This is a genomic window from Spiroplasma poulsonii (assembly GCF_009866525.1).
In the GTDB taxonomy this organism is placed as follows: Bacteria; Bacillota_I; Bacilli_A; order Mycoplasmatales; family Mycoplasmataceae; genus Spiroplasma; species Spiroplasma poulsonii.
Genome location: NZ_CM020866.1, coordinates 1,760,914 through 1,783,003, shown reverse-complemented (window position 1 = coordinate 1,783,003; position 22,090 = coordinate 1,760,914). Strand labels below are relative to the sequence as shown.

Here is a 22,090-nt window from a genome sequence, read left to right as displayed (position 1 = left end):
ATTTTTTATTATTTAAAATTTTATCTTGTTTTTATTATTATTTTCTTATATAATGATTAACAAATAGGCCCGTAAAGGAGGAACAAAAATGGGATATAATCCAACAGTAAATAATGCAGAAGTTGCAGCAAAAAGTAGTTTTTTTGGCAAATTCTTTGTTTATATTTGGTTTATTTTAATTTTTCCAATTTTCTTATTTATTTTATCAAGAAATAATTTGATTCGTAATAAAGAAAAAATTGAGGAAACAGCATCAGATATTGACGTTCAATTAAAGCGAAGAGTTGATATGTTAACAAAATTAATTGACAGTACAAAACAATATATGAAGTATGAAAAAGATACTTTGACAGCAGTTGTTGAGCTAAGAAATAAAACTAATCAAAACTTAAATGTTAAAGAATTAGATAAGGTTAATAATGCAATTACTAGTCAAGCGGGGAAAATTAATGTTTTATTAGAAAATTATCCAGATTTAAAAGCAAACAATAGTGTTATTGAATTACAAACAGGAATTAAAGATTGCGAAGACAATATTGCTGCTGCTCGTCGTTTTTATAATTCAGCAGTTCGTGATTTTAATGCAAGTTTAAAAACTTGGCCATCAAATGTTGCGGCAAGTTCATTACGTTTAAACACGTTCTTATATTTTGAAGCAGATGCTGTTGATTGTCAAGATGTTAAAATAGATTTAGGACAATAATTAGTTGTTCCTAATTCTATTTTTTAAATTAATGGGGGAATTAAAAGGAAGCAATGGAAAATAATATATTACCTTTAGAAGCGGTTGTTACACAAGAGTTTACCGACCTGGTTATGAAATATAAATTAACAAATATTAATTTTAAATATTTTAAAAAGCGCTATATGTTTTTGAATTGGTTTTTAGTAATAATTACATTTTTATTATGATTTTTATTAATAATAACTTTTATTAAGCTTAGTTTGTTCTTTTTAGCAGCTCTAAATTCGGTGGGAATTACTGGTCAAGTTCTCATTTTTCTTGCTAGTTTAGGTTCGTTAAGTGGTGCTGGATATTTAACATTTAAATATTGAAAAGCAATTAAATTACAAAAACTTATTATTCAAGAATTACCCTTAGCAAAATTCTACCAAACAGAATTAGATGCTATCACAACAAAGAAATATCAAGTTGACACCGTTAAAAAAGAGTTTGATCTTTTTCCCCATGTTGGAGTCCCAGCAAAAAGTGAAATTAGACAAGATTATGTTATTAACTTTCAAACAACAAATGTTAATTATTCGTTTGGAACTTTAACCCGTAAAGAAGTAATTGATATGGGGAAAAGCAAAGATATTATTTATACACGTTATCCATATTTAATAATTGATGTTAATGAACCATGAATGTTAATTGCGACAATTAAGGCAATGCGAACTTTTTTAAAAATCTTTAAATCAAAAGATAATGCGGACTTAGAATCAACAGAATTTGAAAAAATATTTGCTGTTAATGCAAATGATCAAATTCTAATTCGAAAACTATTAACCCCAAAAGTAATGGTTAATCTAATTGAATTAGCTAATAACAATAAGAAAATCCCCTTAATGCAATTTGATGGTGGTTATATTACAATTGCTTTCAATAATTATAATGTTAATAGTTTTAATGATATAACGGGGATGTTGCTTGGTTTTTCTTTTGTTGGAACTTACCAAAAAGCGATAACCAATGTTGTTAATGTTATTCGTAATGATTTAGAATGATTATTAAAATCATTGCAGTTAATTGAGGCCTATGATTTTAAGAATTAGGTTTTGATGGGGGAATTGGTCGGTTTAAGATAATTAAATTTACTGTATTAAAATCACCAATAATAGAACAACTTCATAAGGCATAACCAAAACCAGCATATCATAATTGTTTAATTGCATTGTTAAAAGTTGTTTTTAAAATTAGTTGGATTGAAACAATTGTTAAAAAGAAAAAAACAAGGGTAATAATAAAAACAAAAATATAAAAGTAAAAACTTAGACTTAATCTATTTTTTTCACTATTATAACAATAAATTTTTGAAAAAACAAAGGGGTTTTTGATAATTAAATAGTTAATAAATAATAGCAACAAATTAATGACAATAAAAATTGAACAGTACATTAATTTATCTTGGGCTGACATTTTTTTCTGTAATAAAAAGATAATTAAAAAGATAATTGTAACCAACCCTAAAGCGGCAAGAAGCCATAACAAATGCCACTTTATTTTTTTAAGATAGCTACGAATATTAATAATTTCCATTTTGAACTCCTTTTCTGCTAGTTATTTATATCTTACTATAAATTGATAAGATAATATTATTTTTTCGGTTTTTATGGTTAAATATAAATGAAAACCTAAGGAGGACATTTATGTATAAAGTAATTAAAGTAACCCCGTTTTTTTCTGAACGATTATGAGGGGGCCACAAGTTGAAGGATTTTGGGTTTCAATTACCAACAAATGATTTATATGGCGAAGCATGAGTTATTAGTGCGTTAGATAATGGTATGAGTTATATTGCAACTGGCCCAGAGCAAGGAACGTCATTAAAATCATTTTATAAAAACCATCCTGAATATTTTGGCACTACGGAAAGCGAGTTTCCGTTATTGTCAAAAATTATTACAGCAAATGATTATTTATCGGTGCAAGTGCATCCTGATGATGAATATAGTTTAAAGCACAATAAGATGTTGGGAAAACCAGAATGTTGATATATTCTTGATTGTCCATCTGATGCCACAATGATTTATGGTCATCAAGCACAAACCAAAACGGAATTGATTACAATGGTGGAACAAAAAGTATGAGAACAATTATTTACTAAAGTAAAAGTTAAGAAAGGTGATTTTTTATATGTCCCACCGGGAAAAGTTCATGCAATAACACCGAGAGTGACTGTTTTTGAGTTACAGCGTTCATCCGATGTGACATATCGTTTTTATGATTTTAATCGAGCCGATAAAGACGGGAACTTGCGTCCCTTACATTTGCAAGAGTGTTTTGATGTAACAACAGTTCCAGATTCAAATGAACAAGTCCAACATATTATAGAAGGAATATTGGTTGATAATCAATATTTTACCTTACACTTATTAACAAAAACGCAGGTCCTTGATTTATCATTAGTGCAATGAGGGAAAGTAACAGTTGTTGAAGGGGAAATTACAATTGGAACAGAAACGCTTAAAGCTGGTGAATCAGCAATTATTGTTGATTTAAATCAAAAGATTACGGTTAAGGTTAATGGGAAAGCCTTACTAAGTTATAAGAAATAAGTGGTTTATTCAAAACCATTTTTTATAGAAAAAAATTCCAGTTTTTTTAAAAAAATAGATTTTTTTAAGTATTTTTTTGATATAATAGACTTCTTGCATTACTTGTTAAAAAATTGCAAATATTTGTAAAAAAGATACTAATAGAAAAATATAATTTTAATTAATTATGTTTTTTATTTAAAAATTTAATATTTTTCCACAACGAAAAATTAATTTATTATTTAAATTATTTAATTTTAAATAAATATTTTATGTTAAATATAATAATTGTAAATTATAAATTGAGGCAATTAAATTAAATTTTAAACCAAATCTTTTTCTTCGATTACGATATTTTTCTGTAATAATTTTAAATTTTTTAAGAATAGCAAAAATATTTTCAATAATAATTCTCATTTTTGAAACTAGTCTATTATATTGCTTTTGTTCTTTGTTTAAAGGGTTTTTTTTGTTTTCTTTGTAGGTATTAGAACATTATTGTGATTTTTTTGTATTCCTTGATAACCACTATCAACTATTAATTTGGTATTTTTTAAAATTGGGATTTTTGATTCTTTAAATAAAGCATAATCATGTTTTTTTCCGAGCGAAAAACTTGTTGCAATAATTTTTTTGGTTTCTTGTTCGATAATTACTTGTGTTTTGATCGTGTGTTTTTTCTTTTTACCAGAATAAGATTGTTTTTGTCTTTTTTTGGGCGTTGGATTGGAGTTTCGGTAGCATCAATAATAATAGTTTTATCATTAAAATAATCATTTATTAGTGCTTTTTTACCAGCAAGTTGTTGAAAATCAGAGTTTTTAATTAAAATATCTTCAATTCACTTAATATTACGATAACAATTAGCCTCACTAATATCAAAACTTTTACCAAGATGAAAATAAGTCTGATATTCTCGTCAATATAATAAAGTCATCAATAATCTATTTTCTAATGATAATTTATTAGTTTTACCACCTTTTTTAAATTTTTCTATTTCAGCAACTTTTAAAATATCTAACATTTTATTAAAAGTGGATTTTTTTATTCCTGTTAATCTTAACCATTCTCTATCATTAAGAGTATTAAATTTATTATTGTTCATATTTTTATGTCCTCATAAATTATATTTTATAATAATATTTTAATAAAAAATGGTATCGCAAGAAGTCTAATAAGTGAGTATATTTTAAAGGAGGAAAAAACTATATGTATAATAAAATTTTTAATGAGAAGCATATCATTTTAGATTCAACCGCAAAGACTAAAGAAGAAGCTTTTTTAGAACTTGCTAAGTTGGCTGAAACATTAGGGTATGTTTCTGACCCGAACGAACTTGTTAAAGGTTTTGAGGCTCGTGAAAAAGAATCTTCAACAGGTTTTGAAGATGGTTTTGCAATTCCGCATGCGCGGATTAAAGCAGTTAAAAAAGAAGCAGTTTTGTTTATTCGTTTTAAAGATGCTATTGATTGAAAAGCAATGGATGGAAAACCAACAAAAGTGGCAATTGCCTTAATTATTCCTGAGGGTAAATCAGGTGATATTCATTTAGGAATATTAAGTGAAGTTACTCGAAAATTAATGGATGAAAACTTTAAAAAAGAAATGAAAGTTGAAACAAATAAGGACAAAATTCAAGCAGCATTATTAGCTGGTTCTGATCAAAACGATACGAAAGAAACTACTAAACCAACTGGTGAAAAACCGTTGATTTTAGCAATGACAGCTTGTGCAACAGGAGTAGCGCATACTTTCCTGGCTGCTGATAAATTAAATCAAACTGGTTCAAAATTAGGATATGATATTAAAGTTGAAACGCATGGGGCAGAAGGAATTCGTAACGATTTTACTGAAGCAGAAATTAAACGAGCAGAAGTAATTATTGCGGCAACTGATATTGGTCTTGATATGGCAAGATTTGGTGGAAAAAAGGTATATATTTGCCCTGTTGCTAAAGCAATTAAAGACCCTGAAGGAGTTATTAATGCTGCTTTAAAGGAGGGAAAAACTACACCAGTTGGAGAGTTTGCAACAAAAAGTGGTGGTAATAATGGTCAGAAAGTTGGAGTTATGAAACACTTGATGGCAGGGGTATCATATATGGTGCCAATTGTTATCTTGGGGGGATTTTTATTGCTATCTCATTAGGATTGGCGAAAGCAATTTATGGTCCTAATTATGAAAACTTCCACGGTTCTTCAAAAGGGATGGGTTGAATTCCTGACCCAGCAGGAGGAACAACACATTGAGGAGAGTTATTCTATACTGACCCATTAACTGATCCTAAGAACTTTTTCTATTATTTAAATATTTTGGGGGGATCAGCATTTACGTTAATGATTCCTGTTTTAGGAGCATTTATTGCTAACTCAATTGCTGGTCGTTCTGCAATTGCGCCAGCAATTGTTGTTTCATTTATTGGTAACAATGCTGCTAACTTTTATCCTTTACCAGGGATTGAAGCAGTTAATACGCCAACTGGATTTATTGGAGCGATTGCGGCTGGATTAGCTGTTGGTTATACCGTTAAATGAATTAATACATGAAACGTGCCAAAAGGTTTAAAACCAGTAATGCCAATCTTCTTTATTCCAATTGTTGTTGGATTTATTTATGGAATGATTATGATGTTCGTAATTGGTTCAGCAGTTGGATGAGTAATGGGAAAATTCCAAGAATGAATTTCAAAAACATGAGGAAATACTTCAAATGCTGCTAATGTTGCAATTGGATTAGCCTTTGGTCTATTAATTGGGGCAATGGCTGGATTTGATATGGGAGGACCAGTTAATAAAGTTGCTTTCTTAGCATGTACTGGTTTAATTGGTTCAAAAATTTATACTCCAATGGGAGCAATGGCAGTTGCAATCCCAGTTGCACCAATGGGAATGGGAATTGCAACATGAATCTTTAAACCATTTTATAATGAAGAACAACGAACAATGGGTTCAACAGCGTTCTTTATGGGTTGCATCGGAATCTCAGAAGGAGCTATTCCGTTTGCGGTAAATGATCCAAAACGTGTTATTCCAAGTAATATTGTTGGATCAGCGATTGCTGGTGGATTAGCTGGAGCAGTAGGGATTGCTGATTTAGCTGGACATGGTGGTCCAATTGTTGGGTTCTTATCCGCTTTAGGTCGTGGAAACGGTGACACTGGTGTTTATGGTTGAGCTGGTGCTTGAGGATGAACATTATTAGCATTCTTATTTATGGCGATTGGAGCGTTAATTACTGCCTTTATGTATGGATTTTGACAAATTGCTGATAAAAAACGTACTGGTGAAACAATTTCAATGAAACAATTTGTTTTAAAAACACGTTCTGATAAAGTTGCTGCTGATAAAAAAATTAAAGTAGCTAAAAAAGAGAACAAAAACAATATCGCTAAAAAACAATAGACTTCTTGCATTACTTGTTAAAAAATTGCAAATATTTGTAAAAAAGATACTAATAGAAAAATATAATTTTAATTAATTATGTTTTTTATTTAAAAATTTAATATTTTTCCACAACGAAAAATTAATTTATTATTTAAATTATTTAATTTTAAATAAATATTTTATGTTAAATATAATAATTGTAAATTATAAATTGAGGCAATTAAATTAAATTTTAAACCAAATCTTTTTCTTCGATTACGATATTTTTCTGTAATAATTTTAAATTTTTTAAGAATAGCAAAAATATTTTCAATAATAATTCTCATTTTTGAAACTAGTCTATTATATTGCTTTTGTTCTTTGTTTAAAGGGTTTTTCTTTGTTTTCTTTGTAGGTATTAGAACATTATTGTGATTTTTTTGTATTCCTTGATAACCACTATCAACTATTAATTTGGTATTTTTTAAAATTGGGATTTTTGATTCTTTAAATAAAGCATAATCATGTTTTTTTCCGAGCGAAAAACTTGTTGCAATAATTTTTTTGGTTTCTTGTTCGATAATTACTTGTGTTTTGATCGTGTGTTTTTTCTTTTTACCAGAATAAGATTGTTTTTGTCTTTTTTTGGGCGTTGGATTGGAGTTTCGGTAGCATCAATAATAATAGTTTTATCATTAAAATAATCATTTATTAGTGCTTTTTTACCAGCAAGTTGTTGAAAATCAGAGTTTTTAATTAAAATATCTTCAATTCACTTAATATTACGATAACAATTAGCCTCACTAATATCAAAACTTTTACCAAGATGAAAATAAGTCTGATATTCTCGTCAATATAATAAAGTCATCAATAATCTATTTTCTAATGATAATTTATTAGTTTTACCACCTTTTTTAAATTTTTCTATTTCAGCAACTTTTAAAATATCTAACATTTTATTAAAAGTGGATTTTTTTATTCCTGTTAATCTTAACCATTCTCTATCATTAAGAGTATTAAATTTATTATTGTTCATATTTTTATGTCCTCATAAATTATATTTTATAATAATATTTTAATAAAAAATGGTATCGCAAGAAGTCTAATAAGTGAGTATATTTTAAAGGAGGAAAAAACTATATGTATAATAAAATTTTTAATGAGAAGCATATCATTTTAGATTCAACCGCAAAGACTAAAGAAGAAGCTTTTTTAGAACTTGCTAAGTTGGCTGAAACATTAGGGTATGTTTCTGACCCGAACGAACTTGTTAAAGGTTTTGAGGCTCGTGAAAAAGAATCTTCAACAGGTTTTGAAGATGGTTTTGCAATTCCGCATGCGCGGATTAAAGCAGTTAAAAAAGAAGCAGTTTTGTTTATTCGTTTTAAAGATGCTATTGATTGAAAAGCAATGGATGGAAAACCAACAAAAGTGGCAATTGCCTTAATTATTCCTGAGGGTAAATCAGGTGATATTCATTTAGGAATATTAAGTGAAGTTACTCGAAAATTAATGGATGAAAACTTTAAAAAAGAAATGAAAGTTGAAACAAATAAGGACAAAATTCAAGCAGCATTATTAGCTGGTTCTGATCAAAACGATACGAAAGAAACTACTAAACCAACTGGTGAAAAACCGTTGATTTTAGCAATGACAGCTTGTGCAACAGGAGTAGCGCATACTTTCCTGGCTGCTGATAAATTAAATCAAACTGGTTCAAAATTAGGATATGATATTAAAGTTGAAACGCATGGGGCAGAAGGAATTCGTAACGATTTTACTGAAGCAGAAATTAAACGAGCAGAAGTAATTATTGCGGCAACTGATATTGGTCTTGATATGGCAAGATTTGGTGGAAAAAAGGTATATATTTGCCCTGTTGCTAAAGCAATTAAAGACCCTGAAGGAGTTATTAATGCTGCTTTAAAGGAGGGAAAAACTACACCAGTTGGAGAGTTTGCAACAAAAAGTGGTGGTAATAATGGTCAGAAAGTTGGAGTTATGAAACACTTGATGGCAGGGGTATCATATATGGTGCCAATTGTTATCTTGGGGGGATTTTTATTGCTATCTCATTAGGATTGGCGAAAGCAATTTATGGTCCTAATTATGAAAACTTCCACGGTTCTTCAAAAGGGATGGGTTGAATTCCTGACCCAGCAGGAGGAACAACACATTGAGGAGAGTTATTCTATACTGACCCATTAACTGATCCTAAGAACTTTTTCTATTATTTAAATATTTTGGGGGGATCAGCATTTACGTTAATGATTCCTGTTTTAGGAGCATTTATTGCTAACTCAATTGCTGGTCGTTCTGCAATTGCGCCAGCAATTGTTGTTTCATTTATTGGTAACAATGCTGCTAACTTTTATCCTTTACCAGGGATTGAAGCAGTTAATACGCCAACTGGATTTATTGGAGCGATTGCGGCTGGATTAGCTGTTGGTTATACCGTTAAATGAATTAATACATGAAACGTGCCAAAAGGTTTAAAACCAGTAATGCCAATCTTCTTTATTCCAATTGTTGTTGGATTTATTTATGGAATGATTATGATGTTCGTAATTGGTTCAGCAGTTGGATGAGTAATGGGAAAATTCCAAGAATGAATTTCAAAAACATGAGGAAATACTTCAAATGCTGCTAATGTTGCAATTGGATTAGCCTTTGGTCTATTAATTGGGGCAATGGCTGGATTTGATATGGGAGGACCAGTTAATAAAGTTGCTTTCTTAGCATGTACTGGTTTAATTGGTTCAAAAATTTATACTCCAATGGGAGCAATGGCAGTTGCAATCCCAGTTGCACCAATGGGAATGGGAATTGCAACATGAATCTTTAAACCATTTTATAATGAAGAACAACGAACAATGGGTTCAACAGCGTTCTTTATGGGTTGCATCGGAATCTCAGAAGGAGCTATTCCGTTTGCGGTAAATGATCCAAAACGTGTTATTCCAAGTAATATTGTTGGATCAGCGATTGCTGGTGGATTAGCTGGAGCAGTAGGTATTGCTGATTTAGCTGGACATAGTGGTCCAATTGTTGGGTTCTTATCCGCTTTAGGTCGTGGAAACGGTGACACTGGTGTTTATGGTTGAGCTGGTGCTTGAGGATGAACATTATTAGCATTCTTATTTATGGCGATTGGAGCGTTAATTACTGCCTTTATGTATGGATTTTGACAAATTGCTGATAAAAAACGTACTGGTGAAACAATTTCAATGAAACAATTTGTTTTAAAAACACGTTCTGATAAAGTTGCTGCTGATAAAAAAATTAAAGTAGCTAAAAAAGAGAACAAAAACAATATCGCTAAAAAACAATAGACTTCTTGCATTACTTGTTAAAAAATTGCAAATATTTGTAAAAAAGATACTAATAGAAAAATATAATTTTAATTAATTATGTTTTTTATTTAAAAATTTAATATTTTTCCACAACGAAAAATTAATTTATTATTTAAATTATTTAATTTTAAATAAATATTTTATGTTAAATATAATAATTGTAAATTATAAATTGAGGCAATTAAATTAAATCTTAAACCAAATCTTTTTCTTCGATTACGATATTTTTCTGTAATAATTTTAAATTTTTTAAGAATAGCAAAAATATTTTCAATAATAATTCTCATTTTTGAAACTAGTCTATTATATTGCTTTTGTTCTTTGTTTAAAGGGTTTTTCTTTGTTTTCTTTGTAGGTATTAGAACATTATTGTGATTTTTTTGTATTCCTTGATAACCACTATCAACTATTAATTTGGTATTTTTTAAAATTGGGATTTTTGATTCTTTAAATAAAGCATAATCATGTTTTTTTCCGAGCGAAAAACTTGTTGCAATAATTTTTTTGGTTTCTTGTTCGATAATTACTTGTGTTTTGATCGTGTGTTTTTTCTTTTTACCAGAATAAGATTGTTTTTGTCTTTTTTTGGGCGTTGGATTGGAGTTTCGGTAGCATCAATAATAATAGTTTTATCATTAAAATAATCATTTATTAGTGCTTTTTTACCAGCAAGTTGTTGAAAATCAGAGTTTTTAATTAAAATATCTTCAATTCACTTAATATTACGATAACAATTAGCCTCACTAATATCAAAACTTTTACCAAGATGAAAATAAGTCTGATATTCTCGTCAATATAATAAAGTCATCAATAATCTATTTTCTAATGATAATTTATTAGTTTTACCACCTTTTTTAAATTTTTCTATTTCAGCAACTTTTAAAATATCTAACATTTTATTAAAAGTGGATTTTTTTATTCCTGTTAATCTTAACCATTCTCTATCATTAAGAGTATTAAATTTATTATTGTTCATATTTTTATGTCCTCATAAATTATATTTTATAATAATATTTTAATAAAAAAGGGTATCGCAAGAAGTCTAATCATCAAAACGAAGTTAAGCAAATAAAAAATTAATAACGAATGTTATTAATTTTTTATTTTTGTGTATAATGGTAGATATTATAAAGGAGGAAAATTAAGTGATGTTAATGGTAAAATCATTGTTTGATGTTCTTCCGTGATGAGCAGCATTATTAATCGTCATTGTAATTTTAGCAATTGTTGTTGGGCTTGTTTTGTTCTTTAAACGAAAAACAGATCAAATTGAAAATCATAGTGAAAGAGTCAAGATTGAAAGTTTATGACAGAAAATTCGTAAAAACCATAAGAAGAAAAAAACAGAAAAACTAGCAGTAAAGCAAAAGGCAAAAAAGAAAAAGCAAAAGTAACAAATGGAGGCGCCAATGAGTTTAATGAGTTATAGTTTTGGTGGTTGGAACGGACCTTGAGGTTTTTTTGACCCCTTAGGTAGTCAATGAGCACAACCGAATGGACCTGTTACTTTTGAAATTGAATTTGGTGTTGGTTTAAGTATGGTTGTTGTTTTATTACTATTAGTTTTTTATTACCAAAGTTTAATGCGAAGTTAGCAACAAGGAGTGCTTTTCGTTATGCTTTGGGTAGTTATTTAATTTTTGCATTATTAATTTTTTTGATTATTAAAAGTCATTTATTAGACTTCTTGCATTACTTGTTAAAAAATTGCAAATATTTGTAAAAAAGATACTAATAGAAAAATATAATTTTAATTAATTATGTTTTTTATTTAAAAATTTAATATTTTTCCACAACGAAAAATTAATTTATTATTTAAATTATTTAATTTTAAATAAATATTTTATGTTAAATATAATAATTGTAAATTATAAATTGAGGCAATTAAATTAAATCTTAAACCAAATCTTTTTCTTCGATTACGATATTTTTCTGTAATAATTTTAAATTTTTTAAGAATAGCAAAAATATTTTCAATAATAATTCTCATTTTTGAAACTAGTCTATTATATTGCTTTTGTTCTTTGTTTAAAGGGTTTTTCTTTGTTTTCTTTGTAGGTATTAGAACATTATTGTGATTTTTTTGTATTCCTTGATAACCACTATCAACTATTAATTTGGTATTTTTTAAAATTGGGATTTTTGATTCTTTAAATAAAGCATAATCATGTTTTTTTCCGAGCGAAAAACTTGTTGCAATAATTTTTTTGGTTTCTTGTTCGATAATTACTTGTGTTTTGATCGTGTGTTTTTTCTTTTTACCAGAATAAGATTGTTTTTGTCTTTTTTTGGGCGTTGGATTGGAGTTTCGGTAGCATCAATAATAATAGTTTTATCATTAAAATAATCATTTATTAGTGCTTTTTTACCAGCAAGTTGTTGAAAATCAGAGTTTTTAATTAAAATATCTTCAATTCACTTAATATTACGATAACAATTAGCCTCACTAATATCAAAACTTTTACCAAGATGAAAATAAGTCTGATATTCTCGTCAATATAATAAAGTCATCAATAATCTATTTTCTAATGATAATTTATTAGTTTTACCACCTTTTTTAAATTTTTCTATTTCAGCAACTTTTAAAATATCTAACATTTTATTAAAAGTGAATTTTTTTATTCCTGTTAATCTTAACCATTCTCTATCATTAAGAGTATTAAATTTATTATTGTTCATATTTTTATGTCCTCATAAATTATATTTTATAATAATATTTTAATAAAAAAGGGTATCGCAAGAAGTCTATTTAAAGAATCAAAAATCCCAATTTTAAAAAATACCAAATTAATAGTTGATAGTGGTTATCAAGGAATACAAAAAAATCACAATAATGTTCTAATACCTACAAAGAAAACAAAGAAAAACCCTTTAAACAAAGAACAAAAGCAATATAATAGACTAGTTTCAAAAATGAGAATTATTATTGAAAATATTTTTGCTATTCTTAAAAAATTTAAAATTATTACAGAAAAATATCGTAATCGAAGAAAAAGATTTGGTTTAAGATTTAATTTAATTGCCTCAATTTATAATTTACAATTATTATATTTAAAATAAAATATTTATTTAAAATTAAATAATTTAAATAATAAATTAATTTTTCGTTGTGGAAAAATATTAAATTTTTAAATAAAAAACATAATTAATTAAAATTATATTTTTCTATTAGTATCTTTTTTACAAATATTTGCAATTTTTTAACAAGTAATGCAAGAAGTCTAATGAATTTGTATTGCCATCGATGAAGCTCACTTATTGATTAATGAAAACAATACCTTAGCGTTGAATTTCTTATTTGAAATGACAAAACGCATTCGAAAATATAATGGTATTTTATATATTATGACGCAAAATATCAACGACTTTATGGGCAATGCGAATATTAAAACGCAAACCCAAGGAATAATCAACAACTGTTTATATCAGTTTGTTCATCATTTAGCGGCAAGCGATTTACAAGATTATGATAATTTAATTGCCACTAGTGGGCGATTAAATCAATATCAAAAAGATACGATTGCAACCGCACCAACGGGAACATGTCTGTTTTCGATTGGTGCTAATAACCGAATGCTGTTAAATGTTGAAGCAAGTGAAATAGAACAAGAAGCATTTAGTTAGGAGTAAAATTTATGCGGAAAATAAAACAATGATATAAAAAACTTAATAAATTTGAAAAAGTAATCTTTTGAATTATTTTTGCTATATTAACTTTTTTCTTGCTAGTTGCTTTAATTAATATTACTATTTCGCTTGGCTATGCAGGAATAAAATTAAAAGCAGTTACTTGACAAACCTTTTCAACTGCTTATAGCAAAGATATTTGCTTTAAAATTTCAGCAATTATCAGCACTATCGTTGTGCTTGTCGTTGCTGGTTTTATTGGTTATCAAAAATGACAACACTTTGATATGTTTGATTATGAACAAAAGAAAAAAGCAAAACAAAAAGAACAAGAATTTAAACAAATTCAACAAAGTAATTTGCTTAAATTAAATAAAAACTTTGGTTTAATAAAATCAAATTTAACTCAACATACTCTCCTAGTTGGTACAACTGGGAGCGGTAAAACAACGACATTAATGCAAATTATAAAAGAGTTAAGGTTTAAATTCCGTGAAACCACAATTATTATTGATGGAAAAGGGGATGTTGATTTAATTGAAAAAATTAAACAACAATACCCTAACGCTTTTATTTGAGAAATTGGTGGCACAACGGAATATAAACCATTTGCAAATAAAAATAAAGTTATTTTAGCGGATAAAATAATGTCGTTGTTTGACTTTTCCGAACAGTATTATCAAAATTTAGCACATAATTATTTATTACTATTGCTTGATACACTTTTAAAAAATGATATAGCTATTACTTTTGATAATTTAGTTAAATATTTTCCTATTAAACAATTAGAAAAATTAATTGCTTTTAATGACAATAGCATTTCGTTATTATCAAATTTTGATTAAAAAGACATTAACAGTCTTTTTAATCAATTAAATGTTTACAACACACAACTAAACAATAGTTTGGGCAATAAAAATACTTTGTTAGAATTGATTACTAAACATAAAACGATTTTGTTTAGTAATCAATTCGTTGATGTATCCCAAACTAGCGGGTTCAGTTGGTAAAATCATTATCCAAGACTTAAAAGAATTAACCACGCTAAAACCAGTTAATCAAAAAATTAACATTGTTTTAGATGAGTTTAATGTCTTTGCGAGTGAAACGATTATCAACTTGATAAATAAGTCGCGTAGTTTTAATTATCAGTGTTTCTTATCTTCCCAAACAATCAATGACCTAAAAACAAACAATATGAATTTAACAGATACCATTTTTGGAAATGTTAGCACTATTGTTTGTCACTCATTGAAAGACCCAAACACGGCCGAATATATAGCAAGTGTATTTGGCACCCAAGAAACCGAAAAACTAACTCGACAACTTGATTTTAAAAACAACACGGCTGATATGGGGTCGGTGCGTTCGGTGGATGAATTTATTGTTCATCCGAATGACCTTAAAAACCTTAAAATCGGGGAATGCTATTTAAAAACCACTCTACCGAGTGGCAAGTTATTTATTAAAAAAATTCAAGTTGACCCAACTTATTTAGATAATTTATTTTAACAATTAAATAAATAATACACTCTACCTGTGCTATAATAAACACAACTAAATAAACGAAAAGAAAAATGACACGCAAGTCATTCTTCTATACACCTATTAAGCGGGGACAACCACTTAACTAGGGCTTATTAATTTAACCCCACCTTTTGGTAGGTCAGTTAAATTATAACATTTTTTAATTTTTGTGTATAGGTAGAATGATAAAAAAGTCATCTACCTATTTTTTTATTTATGAAAATATTTATTAGAAAGGACATGATGTTATGCGCAGAGCAAGTTATATTGATACAAAAATTGATTATGATCAAAATGATGTTCAAAAAGAACAACGTCGGGTAAAGCAATACCAAATCGAACACCACCCTGGTCGCCTTGCTTTAAAACAGTGAGAGAAACAGTGAAAAAGTGGTTGATTTGAAAACTTAACTAAAGAAAAACAAAAAGAATACAAACTAATAACCAACAAATTGGCGTTAGAAAAGAAAAAGTTTGAATTGGTAAGAGTTCGTCAGGAATGAAAACGTAGCTGATACAGCAATTTAGACAAAGAAAAACAACGCGAATATAAAAAACGCGTTGAACAAATCAAAAAAGAACACAATTTATAAATCATAAATTTTTACCTTTAAATTAGCGTTTAAACTAACCAAAAGAAGGGATTACATTTTGGAAAATATCAACGCTAATAAGGGGGTTAAATTCGCTCAAAACCAAATAAAGGAACAGAAATTATGGAAAATTTAGTACAGCAAGCAGAACAAGTCAATTACCACTTTGTGGAGATAAATGGATTGAACTATAAAGTTATTAATCAACTTGACAAGAATAAACATGTCTCTAATTTTTACATTCCGAAAAAATATGTTCGCCAACACCCTACCCGCGAAACTAGCTACAAAGTCAAAATTTATGACAAATTTATTTGTGTACCAAAAATAATGTGTTTTATTGATAAAACTGGTAAATACTTTTTGGTTGGCATTGATATGTTATTTACCTACTGAATTTATAACACAAGAGATAATAACAAATATCGTTTAGCAGGTTATCAAGCGATTTGCAACACTGCAATTAAAGAATTGCATTATTTAACTAGACTTCTTGCGATACCCTTTTTTATTAAAATATTATTATAAAATATAATTTATGAGGACATAAAAATATGAACAATAATAAATTTAATACTCTTAATGATAGAGAATGGTTAAGATTAACAGGAATAAAAAAATTCACTTTTAATAAAATGTTAGATATTTTAAAAGTTGCTGAAATATAAAAATTTAAAAAGGGTGGTAAAACTAATAAATTATCATTAGAAAATAGATTATTGATGACTTTATTATATTAACGAGAATATCAGACTTATTTTCATCTTGGTAAAAGTTTTGATATTAGTGAGGCTAATTGTTATCGTAATATTAAGTGAATTGAAGATATTTTAATTAAAAACTCTGATTTTCAACAACTTGCTGGTAAAAAAGCACTAATAAATGATTATTTTAATGATAAAACTATTATTATTTATGCTACCGAAACTCCAATCCAACGCCCAAAAAAAGACAAAAACAATCTTATTCTGGTAAAAAGAAAAAACACACGATCAAAACACAAGTAATTATCGAACAAGAAACCAAAAAAATTATTGCAACAAGTTTTTCGCTCGGAAAAAAACATGATTATGCTTTATTTAAAGAATCAAAAATCCCAATTTTAAAAAATACCAAATTAATAGTTGATAGTGGTTATCAAGGAATACAAAAAAATCACAATAATGTTCTAATACCTACAAAGAAAACAAAGAAAAACCCTTTAAACAAAGAACAAAAGCAATATAATAGACTAGTTTCAAAAATGAGAATTATTATTGAAAATATTTTTGCTATTCTTAAAAAATTTAAAATTATTACAGAAAAATATCGTAATCGAAGAAAAAGATTTGGTTTAAGATTTAATTTAATTGCCTCAATTTATAATTTACAATTATTATATTTAACATAAAATATTTATTTAAAATTAAATAATTTAAATAATAAATTAATTTTTCGTTGTGGAAAAATATTAAATTTTTAAATAAAAAACATAATTAATTAAAATTATATTTTTCTATTAGTATCTTTTTTACAAATATTTGCAATTTTTTAACAAGTAATGCAAGAAGTCTATTATATATGGCATTATGTAGTAAATCGTAAAGGCTTGATTCCACTTTTTGTCAAAACTAATTATTAAAATAACTTAAATAATTTGATATAATAATTAAAAGTTATAGTTTTTTTATTAACACATAAAAATAGTAGAGAATAGAGATGAAAGAATTATGTTGATTGTTTATAAAATTAAATTTTATTATAAAATTGCCCTTCTAATTAATTTTTTGCATACAAAATGTTTATGTTTATTTCGTAAGATACATATCCCGCCTAAATTTTAGTTTTTAAATTTTAAATAAATATAACTAAAAGCAAAGAGGGAAAAAACAATGAAAAAACTATTAAGTATTTTAGGGACAATAACATTAGTTGGAACTGTTGCGCCAAATGTTGTTGCTTGTCATAACAAAAAAAATCTTAGCAACGAAAGTATTACAGCAAAAGACATTAAAGTCTTTAATAGACTTCTTGCATTACTTGTTAAAAATTGCAAATATTTGTAAAAAAGATACTAATAGAAAAATATAATTTTAATTAATTATGTTTTTTATTTAAAAATTTAATATTTTTCCACAACGAAAAATTAATTTATTATTTAAATTATTTAATTTTAAATAAATATTTTATGTTAAATATAATAATTGTAAATTATAAATTGAGGCAATTAAATTAAATCTTAAACCAAATCTTTTTCTTCGATTACGATATTTTTCTGTAATAATTTTAAATTTTTTAAGAATAGCAAAAATATTTTCAATAATAATTCTCATTTTTGAAACTAGTCTATTATATTGCTTTTGTTCTTTGTTTAAAGGGTTTTTCTTTGTTTTCTTTGTAGGTATTAGAACATTATTGTGATTTTTTTGTATTCCTTGATAACCACTATCAACTATTAATTTGGTATTTTTTAAAATTGGGATTTTTGATTCTTTAAATAAAGCATAATCATATTTTTTCCGAGCGAAAAACTTGTTGCAATAATTTTTTTGGTTTCTTGTTCGATAATTACTTGTGTTTTGATCGTGTGTTTTTTCTTTTTACCAGAATAAGATTGTTTTTGTCTTTTTTTGGGCGTTGGATTGGAGTTTCGGTAGCATCAATAATAATAGTTTTATCATTAAAATAATCATTTATTAGTGCTTTTTTACCAGCAAGTTGTTGAAAATCAGAGTTTTTAATTAAAATATCTTCAATTCACTTAATATTACGATAACAATTAGCCTCACTAATATCAAAACTTTTACCAAGATGAAAATAAGTCTGATATTCTCGTCAATATAATAAAGTCATCAATAATCTATTTTCTAATGATAATTTATTAGTTTTACCACCTTTTTTAAATTTTTCTATTTCAGCAACTTTTAAAATATCTAACATTTTATTAAAAGTGGATTTTTTTATTCCTGTTAATCTTAACCATTCTCTATCATTAAGAGTATTAAATTTATTATTGTTCATATTTTTATGTCCTCATAAATTATATTTTATAATAATATTTTAATAAAAAGGGTATCGCAAGAAGTCTATTATAAATATATCTCATAACAGTTTTTTCAGATTTTACATTATTTAAAATATCTAATGAATATTTTAAATAATTTTTCCATTTTCAGTTAATGTTTGTATTTTCATTAAGTGTATTAATCTTTTTCTGTATCTTTGTTAATAACAACATAATAACTACTTTTGTTTTTTGCATTATCTTCTGTTTCTATTAAATATTGACCTTGATAAGTATCTAGTTGTGAACCATCAAGTTTAATATCATTTGTTAAATCAATAGTATCTTGCTCCCCATTTTTTTGTCAATTTTCATCACAACTGTACACAACCCCTGTTATCACACTATTTGCTTACTTGCTGTTGGTTTAACTAGTATGATAGTATTTTTACTATTTGCATAGTAAAATGTATTAACTTGGTTTGTGATATTACTTGTATAAATTTGAAAAATGATTAAAAGAAATAAATTTATATGATAATTTATTAAATATTTTATAAAACATTCTGAAAATTTTACTACAAGTGAAAATGATTTTAATAGCATTTGGGAGAACCCATATTATTGGCGGCAAAAACAAGCCCATGAAGAACTCATCAAGGAAATCAAATAACAATGAAAAAAGTAGAGAATAAAGATACTAAAAATCATAATTTAATGATTGTTGATGTTGATTTACAAAAGTGTTTGAATTGTAGTTTCACCATTCAAAAAGTGGATGATGAGTGATTTACGATTAACACGGGAAATAAAAACTGCGGTAAAAAATAACAATTTGGGTATAATTTCCTTACCAAGATATTTTTATCTTTGGTATCTAGCCCAAATGTATCAAATATAGTAAATATCAAAATGTATTAAATGCAAATTTTTTCTATATTTTTTGTGCCAAATATTAAAATTAAAAAACTATAAACAATATTGTTTATAGTGATATAATATTTATGTAATTAAATATTTTTAATAAAAATTTGGTGATACTAAATTGTCTAGTAAACAATTTAGTATCGTGGAAACACTAGCTTGTCACTAGTGTTTCCACCGACAATTTTTAACATATTTCTTGGTAGTATTTCTGTGGTACTACTGTGAAATATGTTTAAAAATTGCGTGTGGGAATAGTGCAGTGGTGTTATTCTCTTTTTTTGTTAAAAAGAGAATTCAGAAAGGAAATAACGAAATGAAAAAATTACTAAGTATCTTAACCATAACAACATTGACGGCGAACGTTCCTGCTCCGTTGCTTGCCAACACATCTTTAACTCGTAATAAACGCGATGTTATAACATCTAATTCCAACAACGACTACCTACCATTAAATAAAATAAAAAATATTAATAGTACATTTTTATTATAGTTGATAGTAAAGATAATGTATATTTTGGAACAGCTGATGGTGCATATAAGTTGTTCGCGGGGTCAGACACTGCAACTAAAATTGATAGTATTATTGGCTATGTTAATAATATTGTAATTGATAACAACGATAATGTTTATTTTGCAACAAACAATGGTGCGTTTGTGTTGAAACACGGGGAAACAACACCAACCAAAATTGATGGTATAAGTGGTAATGTTCTTTCTATTGCGATTAATAGTAAAGATAACATTTATTTTGGGACAGCTGATGGAGCTTTTGTGCTTAAACAGGGTTCTACAACTGCAACAAAAATAAATGGTATCAGTGATGATAGAACAATTATAGTTGATAGTAAAGATAATGTATATTTTGGAACAAATAATGGTGCATATAAGTTGTTCGCGGGGTCAGACACTGCAACTAAAATTGATAGTATTATTGGCTATGTTAATAATATTGTAATTGATAACAACGATAATGTATATTTTGGGACAAGTGATGGTACGTTTGTTTTGAAACAGGGTTCAGACACACCAACCAAAATTGATGGTATAAGTGGTAATGTTCTTTCTATTGCGATTAATAGTAAAGATAACATTTATTTTGGGACAGCTGATGGAGCTTTTGTGCTTAAACAGGGTTCTACAACTGCAACTAAAAATGAAAATATTAATAGATATGTTTGATTTATTGACATTGATAGTAAAGATATGTATATTTTGGGACAGATATGGGGTTTATAAATTAACTCCGATTGTTAAACCAACACCACCTGCGCACGTACCTGAATTAAGTAATAAATTATCTCACATTGAAATTGCATTTATTGCAATTGTTCAAGTATTGGTGTGGTGTACTTGTTCTTGGTACTTATTTTTTATATAAATATATAAAAAATAACAAGAAACGATAGAAAGAAGGTAATAAAAACTTTGATAAATAGCAATTTATATAAAAAAACCATATCTATTTATAGATATGGTAAAATAATATAAATAAGTAGTTTGTATCTCCTTACTTTTGCTAAAATTTAATAAAGTGATACTAAATTGTCTTGTAAACAATTTAGTATCTTGGAAACACTAGCGACAAACTAGCGTTTCCACAGACAATTTTAACATATTTGATGGTGTTATATGCTTTGTGGTGCTGTCAAATATGTTGGAAAATTGCATGTGGGAATAGTGCGGTGGTGCTATTCTCTTTTTTGTTAAAAAGAGAATTCAGAAAGGAAATAACGAAATGAAAAAATTATTAAGTATCTTAACCATATCAACCTTGACAGCAAGCATTCCCACTCCGTTGCTGGCCAATGCACCACTAACTCGTGTCAAGCGCGATGTTAGTGCTTTGACATCTAACGCAAACAACAACTACCTACCAATAAAAAAAAATAATGGTATTAGTGCATGAATAAACGGAATTATCATTGATAGTTCAAATAGTATTTATTATGCTACTGATACTGGTGCGTATAAGTTGTCTGCGGGTTCAGACACACCAACCAAAATTGATGGAATAAGTTGACCAACATACCCATCGCAATATTATTATCTTTCTTATAAAGGTAATACTTTTGTTGGCCTAGAACATAAAAAAGCAATTAAAATAAATTGCTATGAACTCCCCATCAAGATATGTTGATCAAATGACTTTGTAGTCAAACTGATATTGAGAACTATCAAACGGAGCGGGAGTTAAAAATGAAAAACGGCAATTTAAATGTCTACCCTGATTTAATCATCATCAAAAATGATGATAGTGAAATTTATTTTGAATTTGAACGCACCCGCAAGTCACCCGACCGGTTTAAAACGAAATTAATTAACTTGCGTGACTGGCTTGTTGATGGTGGTAAAATTCATTGAATTACTCCAACCCAAACACTCACAAATTGAATTAAAAATCAAATCAACACTATTGGCACTTATCCAATACAAACACACCTACGAAATATGAAACAACGA

General features: G+C 27.3%; 32 protein-coding genes and 2 pseudogenes. 22 read left to right on the top strand and 12 right to left on the bottom strand.

Going from position 1 to position 22,090, the window contains the following annotated elements; genetic code table 4:
• Positions 1 to 88: 88 nt before the first annotated feature.
• Complete coding sequence (locus tag MSROBK_RS10130; RefSeq protein WP_040094441.1) at positions 89 to 703, top strand: LemA family protein; 615 nt, start codon at positions 89 to 91, stop codon at positions 701 to 703.
• A gap of 53 nt (positions 704 to 756) precedes the next feature.
• Positions 757 to 1,776: a DUF3137 domain-containing protein gene (locus tag MSROBK_RS10125; protein ID WP_105629029.1), complete on the top strand. Its 1,020-nt coding sequence runs from the start codon at positions 757 to 759 to the stop codon at positions 1,774 to 1,776.
• On the opposite strand, the gene MSROBK_RS10120 is transcribed toward MSROBK_RS10125, so the two are convergent.
• Positions 1,766 to 2,260, bottom strand: coding sequence for a hypothetical protein (locus MSROBK_RS10120; RefSeq protein ID WP_040094439.1), 495 nt, complete (start codon positions 2,258 to 2,260; stop codon positions 1,766 to 1,768). The genes MSROBK_RS10125 and MSROBK_RS10120 overlap by 11 nt on opposite strands.
• 110 nt (positions 2,261 to 2,370) lie before the next feature.
• Here MSROBK_RS10120 and MSROBK_RS10115 point away from each other — a divergent pair, with 110 nt between their 5' ends.
• On the top strand, positions 2,371 to 3,279 hold the full coding sequence (locus MSROBK_RS10115) for a type I phosphomannose isomerase catalytic subunit (RefSeq protein ID WP_040094436.1): 909 nt from the start codon (positions 2,371 to 2,373) through the stop codon (positions 3,277 to 3,279).
• A gap of 249 nt (positions 3,280 to 3,528) precedes the next feature.
• Here MSROBK_RS10115 and MSROBK_RS14385 read toward each other — a convergent pair.
• Positions 3,529 to 3,926: pseudogene (locus MSROBK_RS14385) on the bottom strand (transposase family protein).
• Positions 3,911 to 4,363 (bottom strand): IS5 family transposase, encoded by a 453-nt coding sequence (locus tag MSROBK_RS14380; protein ID WP_040092446.1) that lies wholly within the window; start codon positions 4,361 to 4,363, stop codon positions 3,911 to 3,913. Before MSROBK_RS14380 ends, MSROBK_RS14385 begins: the two are co-directional and overlap by 16 nt.
• Positions 4,364 to 4,467: 104 nt before the next feature.
• Between MSROBK_RS14380 and MSROBK_RS11930 the strand changes: the two genes are divergently transcribed.
• Together MSROBK_RS11930 and MSROBK_RS11925 are read left to right on the top strand one after the other, a co-directional pair.
• Entirely contained in the window at positions 4,468 to 5,406 is a 939-nt protein-coding gene (locus tag MSROBK_RS11930) for a fructose PTS transporter subunit IIA (RefSeq protein WP_227991265.1), read from the top strand.
• Between the two features lie 2 nt (positions 5,407 to 5,408).
• Positions 5,409 to 6,659, top strand: a complete 1,251-nt coding sequence (locus tag MSROBK_RS11925; protein WP_227991266.1) for a PTS fructose transporter subunit IIC — start codon at positions 5,409 to 5,411, stop codon at positions 6,657 to 6,659.
• Positions 6,660 to 6,820: 161 nt separating this feature from the next.
• Here the strand turns inward: MSROBK_RS11925 and MSROBK_RS14375 are convergent, their stop codons facing one another.
• Together MSROBK_RS14375 and MSROBK_RS14370 are read right to left on the bottom strand one after the other, a co-directional pair.
• Positions 6,821 to 7,219 carry a transposase family protein gene (locus tag MSROBK_RS14375; RefSeq protein ID WP_416375428.1) on the bottom strand — a complete coding sequence of 133 codons (399 nt, stop codon included), beginning with the start codon at positions 7,217 to 7,219 and terminating at the stop codon, positions 6,821 to 6,823.
• Positions 7,204 to 7,656: an IS5 family transposase gene (locus tag MSROBK_RS14370; protein ID WP_040092446.1), complete on the bottom strand. Its 453-nt coding sequence runs from the start codon at positions 7,654 to 7,656 to the stop codon at positions 7,204 to 7,206. Before MSROBK_RS14370 ends, MSROBK_RS14375 begins: the two co-directional genes overlap by 16 nt.
• A gap of 104 nt (positions 7,657 to 7,760) precedes the next feature.
• Here MSROBK_RS14370 and MSROBK_RS11920 point away from each other — a divergent pair, with 104 nt between their 5' ends.
• On the top strand, positions 7,761 to 8,699 hold the full coding sequence (locus tag MSROBK_RS11920; RefSeq protein WP_227991265.1) for a fructose PTS transporter subunit IIA: 939 nt from the start codon (positions 7,761 to 7,763) through the stop codon (positions 8,697 to 8,699).
• Between the two features lie 2 nt (positions 8,700 to 8,701).
• Positions 8,702 to 9,952: a PTS fructose transporter subunit IIC gene (locus MSROBK_RS11915; RefSeq protein ID WP_227991260.1), complete on the top strand. Its 1,251-nt coding sequence runs from the start codon at positions 8,702 to 8,704 to the stop codon at positions 9,950 to 9,952.
• A gap of 161 nt (positions 9,953 to 10,113) precedes the next feature.
• Here MSROBK_RS11915 and MSROBK_RS14365 read toward each other — a convergent pair whose 3' ends face one another.
• Positions 10,114 to 10,512 (bottom strand): transposase family protein, encoded by a 399-nt coding sequence (locus MSROBK_RS14365; RefSeq protein WP_242441474.1) that lies wholly within the window; start codon positions 10,510 to 10,512, stop codon positions 10,114 to 10,116.
• Positions 10,497 to 10,949: an IS5 family transposase gene (locus tag MSROBK_RS14360; protein ID WP_040092446.1), complete on the bottom strand. Its 453-nt coding sequence runs from the start codon at positions 10,947 to 10,949 to the stop codon at positions 10,497 to 10,499. Before MSROBK_RS14360 ends, MSROBK_RS14365 begins: the two co-directional genes overlap by 16 nt.
• A gap of 172 nt (positions 10,950 to 11,121) precedes the next feature.
• Here MSROBK_RS14360 and MSROBK_RS10085 point away from each other — a divergent pair, with 172 nt between their 5' ends.
• A complete protein-coding gene (locus tag MSROBK_RS10085; RefSeq protein WP_227991582.1) occupies positions 11,122 to 11,367 on the top strand; it encodes a hypothetical protein in 246 nt (81 codons plus the stop codon).
• A gap of 15 nt (positions 11,368 to 11,382) precedes the next feature.
• Positions 11,383 to 11,568, top strand: coding sequence for a hypothetical protein (locus MSROBK_RS10080; RefSeq protein WP_133165085.1), 186 nt, complete (start codon positions 11,383 to 11,385; stop codon positions 11,566 to 11,568).
• A gap of 248 nt (positions 11,569 to 11,816) precedes the next feature.
• Here MSROBK_RS10080 and MSROBK_RS14355 read toward each other — a convergent pair whose 3' ends face one another.
• Together MSROBK_RS14355 and MSROBK_RS14350 are read right to left on the bottom strand one after the other, a co-directional pair.
• Positions 11,817 to 12,215 carry a transposase family protein gene (locus MSROBK_RS14355; RefSeq protein ID WP_242441474.1) on the bottom strand — a complete coding sequence of 133 codons (399 nt, stop codon included), beginning with the start codon at positions 12,213 to 12,215 and terminating at the stop codon, positions 11,817 to 11,819.
• Positions 12,200 to 12,652, bottom strand: a complete 453-nt coding sequence (locus tag MSROBK_RS14350) for an IS5 family transposase (protein ID WP_040092647.1) — start codon at positions 12,650 to 12,652, stop codon at positions 12,200 to 12,202. The genes MSROBK_RS14355 and MSROBK_RS14350 overlap by 16 nt, the downstream gene beginning before the upstream one ends.
• Before the next feature lie 18 nt (positions 12,653 to 12,670).
• On the opposite strand from MSROBK_RS14350, the gene MSROBK_RS10070 reads away from it, so the two are divergent.
• The 8 genes from MSROBK_RS10070 to MSROBK_RS10035 all read left to right on the top strand — a co-directional run bounded on the left by MSROBK_RS10070 (position 12,671) and on the right by MSROBK_RS10035 (position 17,765).
• Positions 12,671 to 13,033: a transposase family protein gene (locus MSROBK_RS10070; RefSeq protein WP_084217931.1), complete on the top strand. Its 363-nt coding sequence runs from the start codon at positions 12,671 to 12,673 to the stop codon at positions 13,031 to 13,033.
• Positions 13,034 to 13,276: 243 nt separating this feature from the next.
• Positions 13,277 to 13,597 carry a hypothetical protein gene (locus MSROBK_RS10065; protein WP_133165084.1) on the top strand — a complete coding sequence of 107 codons (321 nt, stop codon included), beginning with the start codon at positions 13,277 to 13,279 and terminating at the stop codon, positions 13,595 to 13,597.
• Between the two features lie 11 nt (positions 13,598 to 13,608).
• Positions 13,609 to 14,445: a type IV secretion system DNA-binding domain-containing protein gene (locus MSROBK_RS10060; RefSeq protein WP_040092665.1), complete on the top strand. Its 837-nt coding sequence runs from the start codon at positions 13,609 to 13,611 to the stop codon at positions 14,443 to 14,445.
• Positions 14,446 to 14,578: 133 nt separating this feature from the next.
• Positions 14,579 to 15,112, top strand: a complete 534-nt coding sequence (locus MSROBK_RS10055; protein ID WP_040092664.1) for a TraM recognition domain-containing protein — start codon at positions 14,579 to 14,581, stop codon at positions 15,110 to 15,112.
• Positions 15,113 to 15,375: 263 nt separating this feature from the next.
• Positions 15,376 to 15,720 carry a hypothetical protein gene (locus MSROBK_RS10050; protein WP_040092663.1) on the top strand — a complete coding sequence of 115 codons (345 nt, stop codon included), beginning with the start codon at positions 15,376 to 15,378 and terminating at the stop codon, positions 15,718 to 15,720.
• Between the two features lie 123 nt (positions 15,721 to 15,843).
• Positions 15,844 to 16,248 carry a hypothetical protein gene (locus tag MSROBK_RS10045; protein WP_040092662.1) on the top strand — a complete coding sequence of 135 codons (405 nt, stop codon included), beginning with the start codon at positions 15,844 to 15,846 and terminating at the stop codon, positions 16,246 to 16,248.
• A 385-nt stretch (positions 16,249 to 16,633) separates the two neighbouring features.
• Positions 16,634 to 17,110: a transposase family protein gene (locus tag MSROBK_RS14345; RefSeq protein WP_416375027.1), complete on the top strand. Its 477-nt coding sequence runs from the start codon at positions 16,634 to 16,636 to the stop codon at positions 17,108 to 17,110.
• 481 nt (positions 17,111 to 17,591) lie between these two features.
• Complete coding sequence (locus tag MSROBK_RS10035) at positions 17,592 to 17,765, top strand: lipoprotein (RefSeq protein ID WP_159373277.1); 174 nt, start codon at positions 17,592 to 17,594, stop codon at positions 17,763 to 17,765.
• 120 nt (positions 17,766 to 17,885) lie between these two features.
• Here MSROBK_RS10035 and MSROBK_RS14340 read toward each other — a convergent pair.
• From MSROBK_RS14340 to MSROBK_RS10025, 3 genes and pseudogenes are all read right to left on the bottom strand, one after another.
• Positions 17,886 to 18,251 (bottom strand): annotated as a pseudogene (locus tag MSROBK_RS14340) (transposase family protein); the annotation flags it as partial.
• A gap of 16 nt (positions 18,252 to 18,267) precedes the next feature.
• Positions 18,268 to 18,720, bottom strand: a complete 453-nt coding sequence (locus MSROBK_RS14335) for an IS5 family transposase (RefSeq protein WP_040092446.1) — start codon at positions 18,718 to 18,720, stop codon at positions 18,268 to 18,270.
• A 182-nt stretch (positions 18,721 to 18,902) separates the two neighbouring features.
• On the bottom strand, positions 18,903 to 19,106 hold the full coding sequence (locus MSROBK_RS10025; RefSeq protein WP_040092659.1) for a hypothetical protein: 204 nt from the start codon (positions 19,104 to 19,106) through the stop codon (positions 18,903 to 18,905).
• Between the two features lie 272 nt (positions 19,107 to 19,378).
• Between MSROBK_RS10025 and MSROBK_RS11195 the strand changes: the two genes are divergently transcribed.
• The 5 genes from MSROBK_RS11195 to MSROBK_RS10005 form a co-directional block, all read left to right on the top strand.
• Positions 19,379 to 19,534, top strand: a complete 156-nt coding sequence (locus tag MSROBK_RS11195) for a hypothetical protein (RefSeq protein WP_168226814.1) — start codon at positions 19,379 to 19,381, stop codon at positions 19,532 to 19,534.
• A gap of 409 nt (positions 19,535 to 19,943) precedes the next feature.
• Positions 19,944 to 20,120: a hypothetical protein gene (locus MSROBK_RS10020; protein ID WP_159373276.1), complete on the top strand. Its 177-nt coding sequence runs from the start codon at positions 19,944 to 19,946 to the stop codon at positions 20,118 to 20,120.
• A 50-nt stretch (positions 20,121 to 20,170) separates the two neighbouring features.
• Positions 20,171 to 20,866 (top strand): NHL repeat-containing protein, encoded by a 696-nt coding sequence (locus MSROBK_RS10015; RefSeq protein WP_159373275.1) that lies wholly within the window; start codon positions 20,171 to 20,173, stop codon positions 20,864 to 20,866.
• 499 nt (positions 20,867 to 21,365) lie between these two features.
• Entirely contained in the window at positions 21,366 to 21,824 is a 459-nt protein-coding gene (locus tag MSROBK_RS10010) for a hypothetical protein (RefSeq protein WP_159373274.1), read from the top strand.
• Positions 21,825 to 21,826: 2 nt separating this feature from the next.
• Positions 21,827 to 22,090: hypothetical protein (locus tag MSROBK_RS10005; protein ID WP_159373273.1), on the top strand; the 264-nt coding region annotated here is incomplete at its 3' end.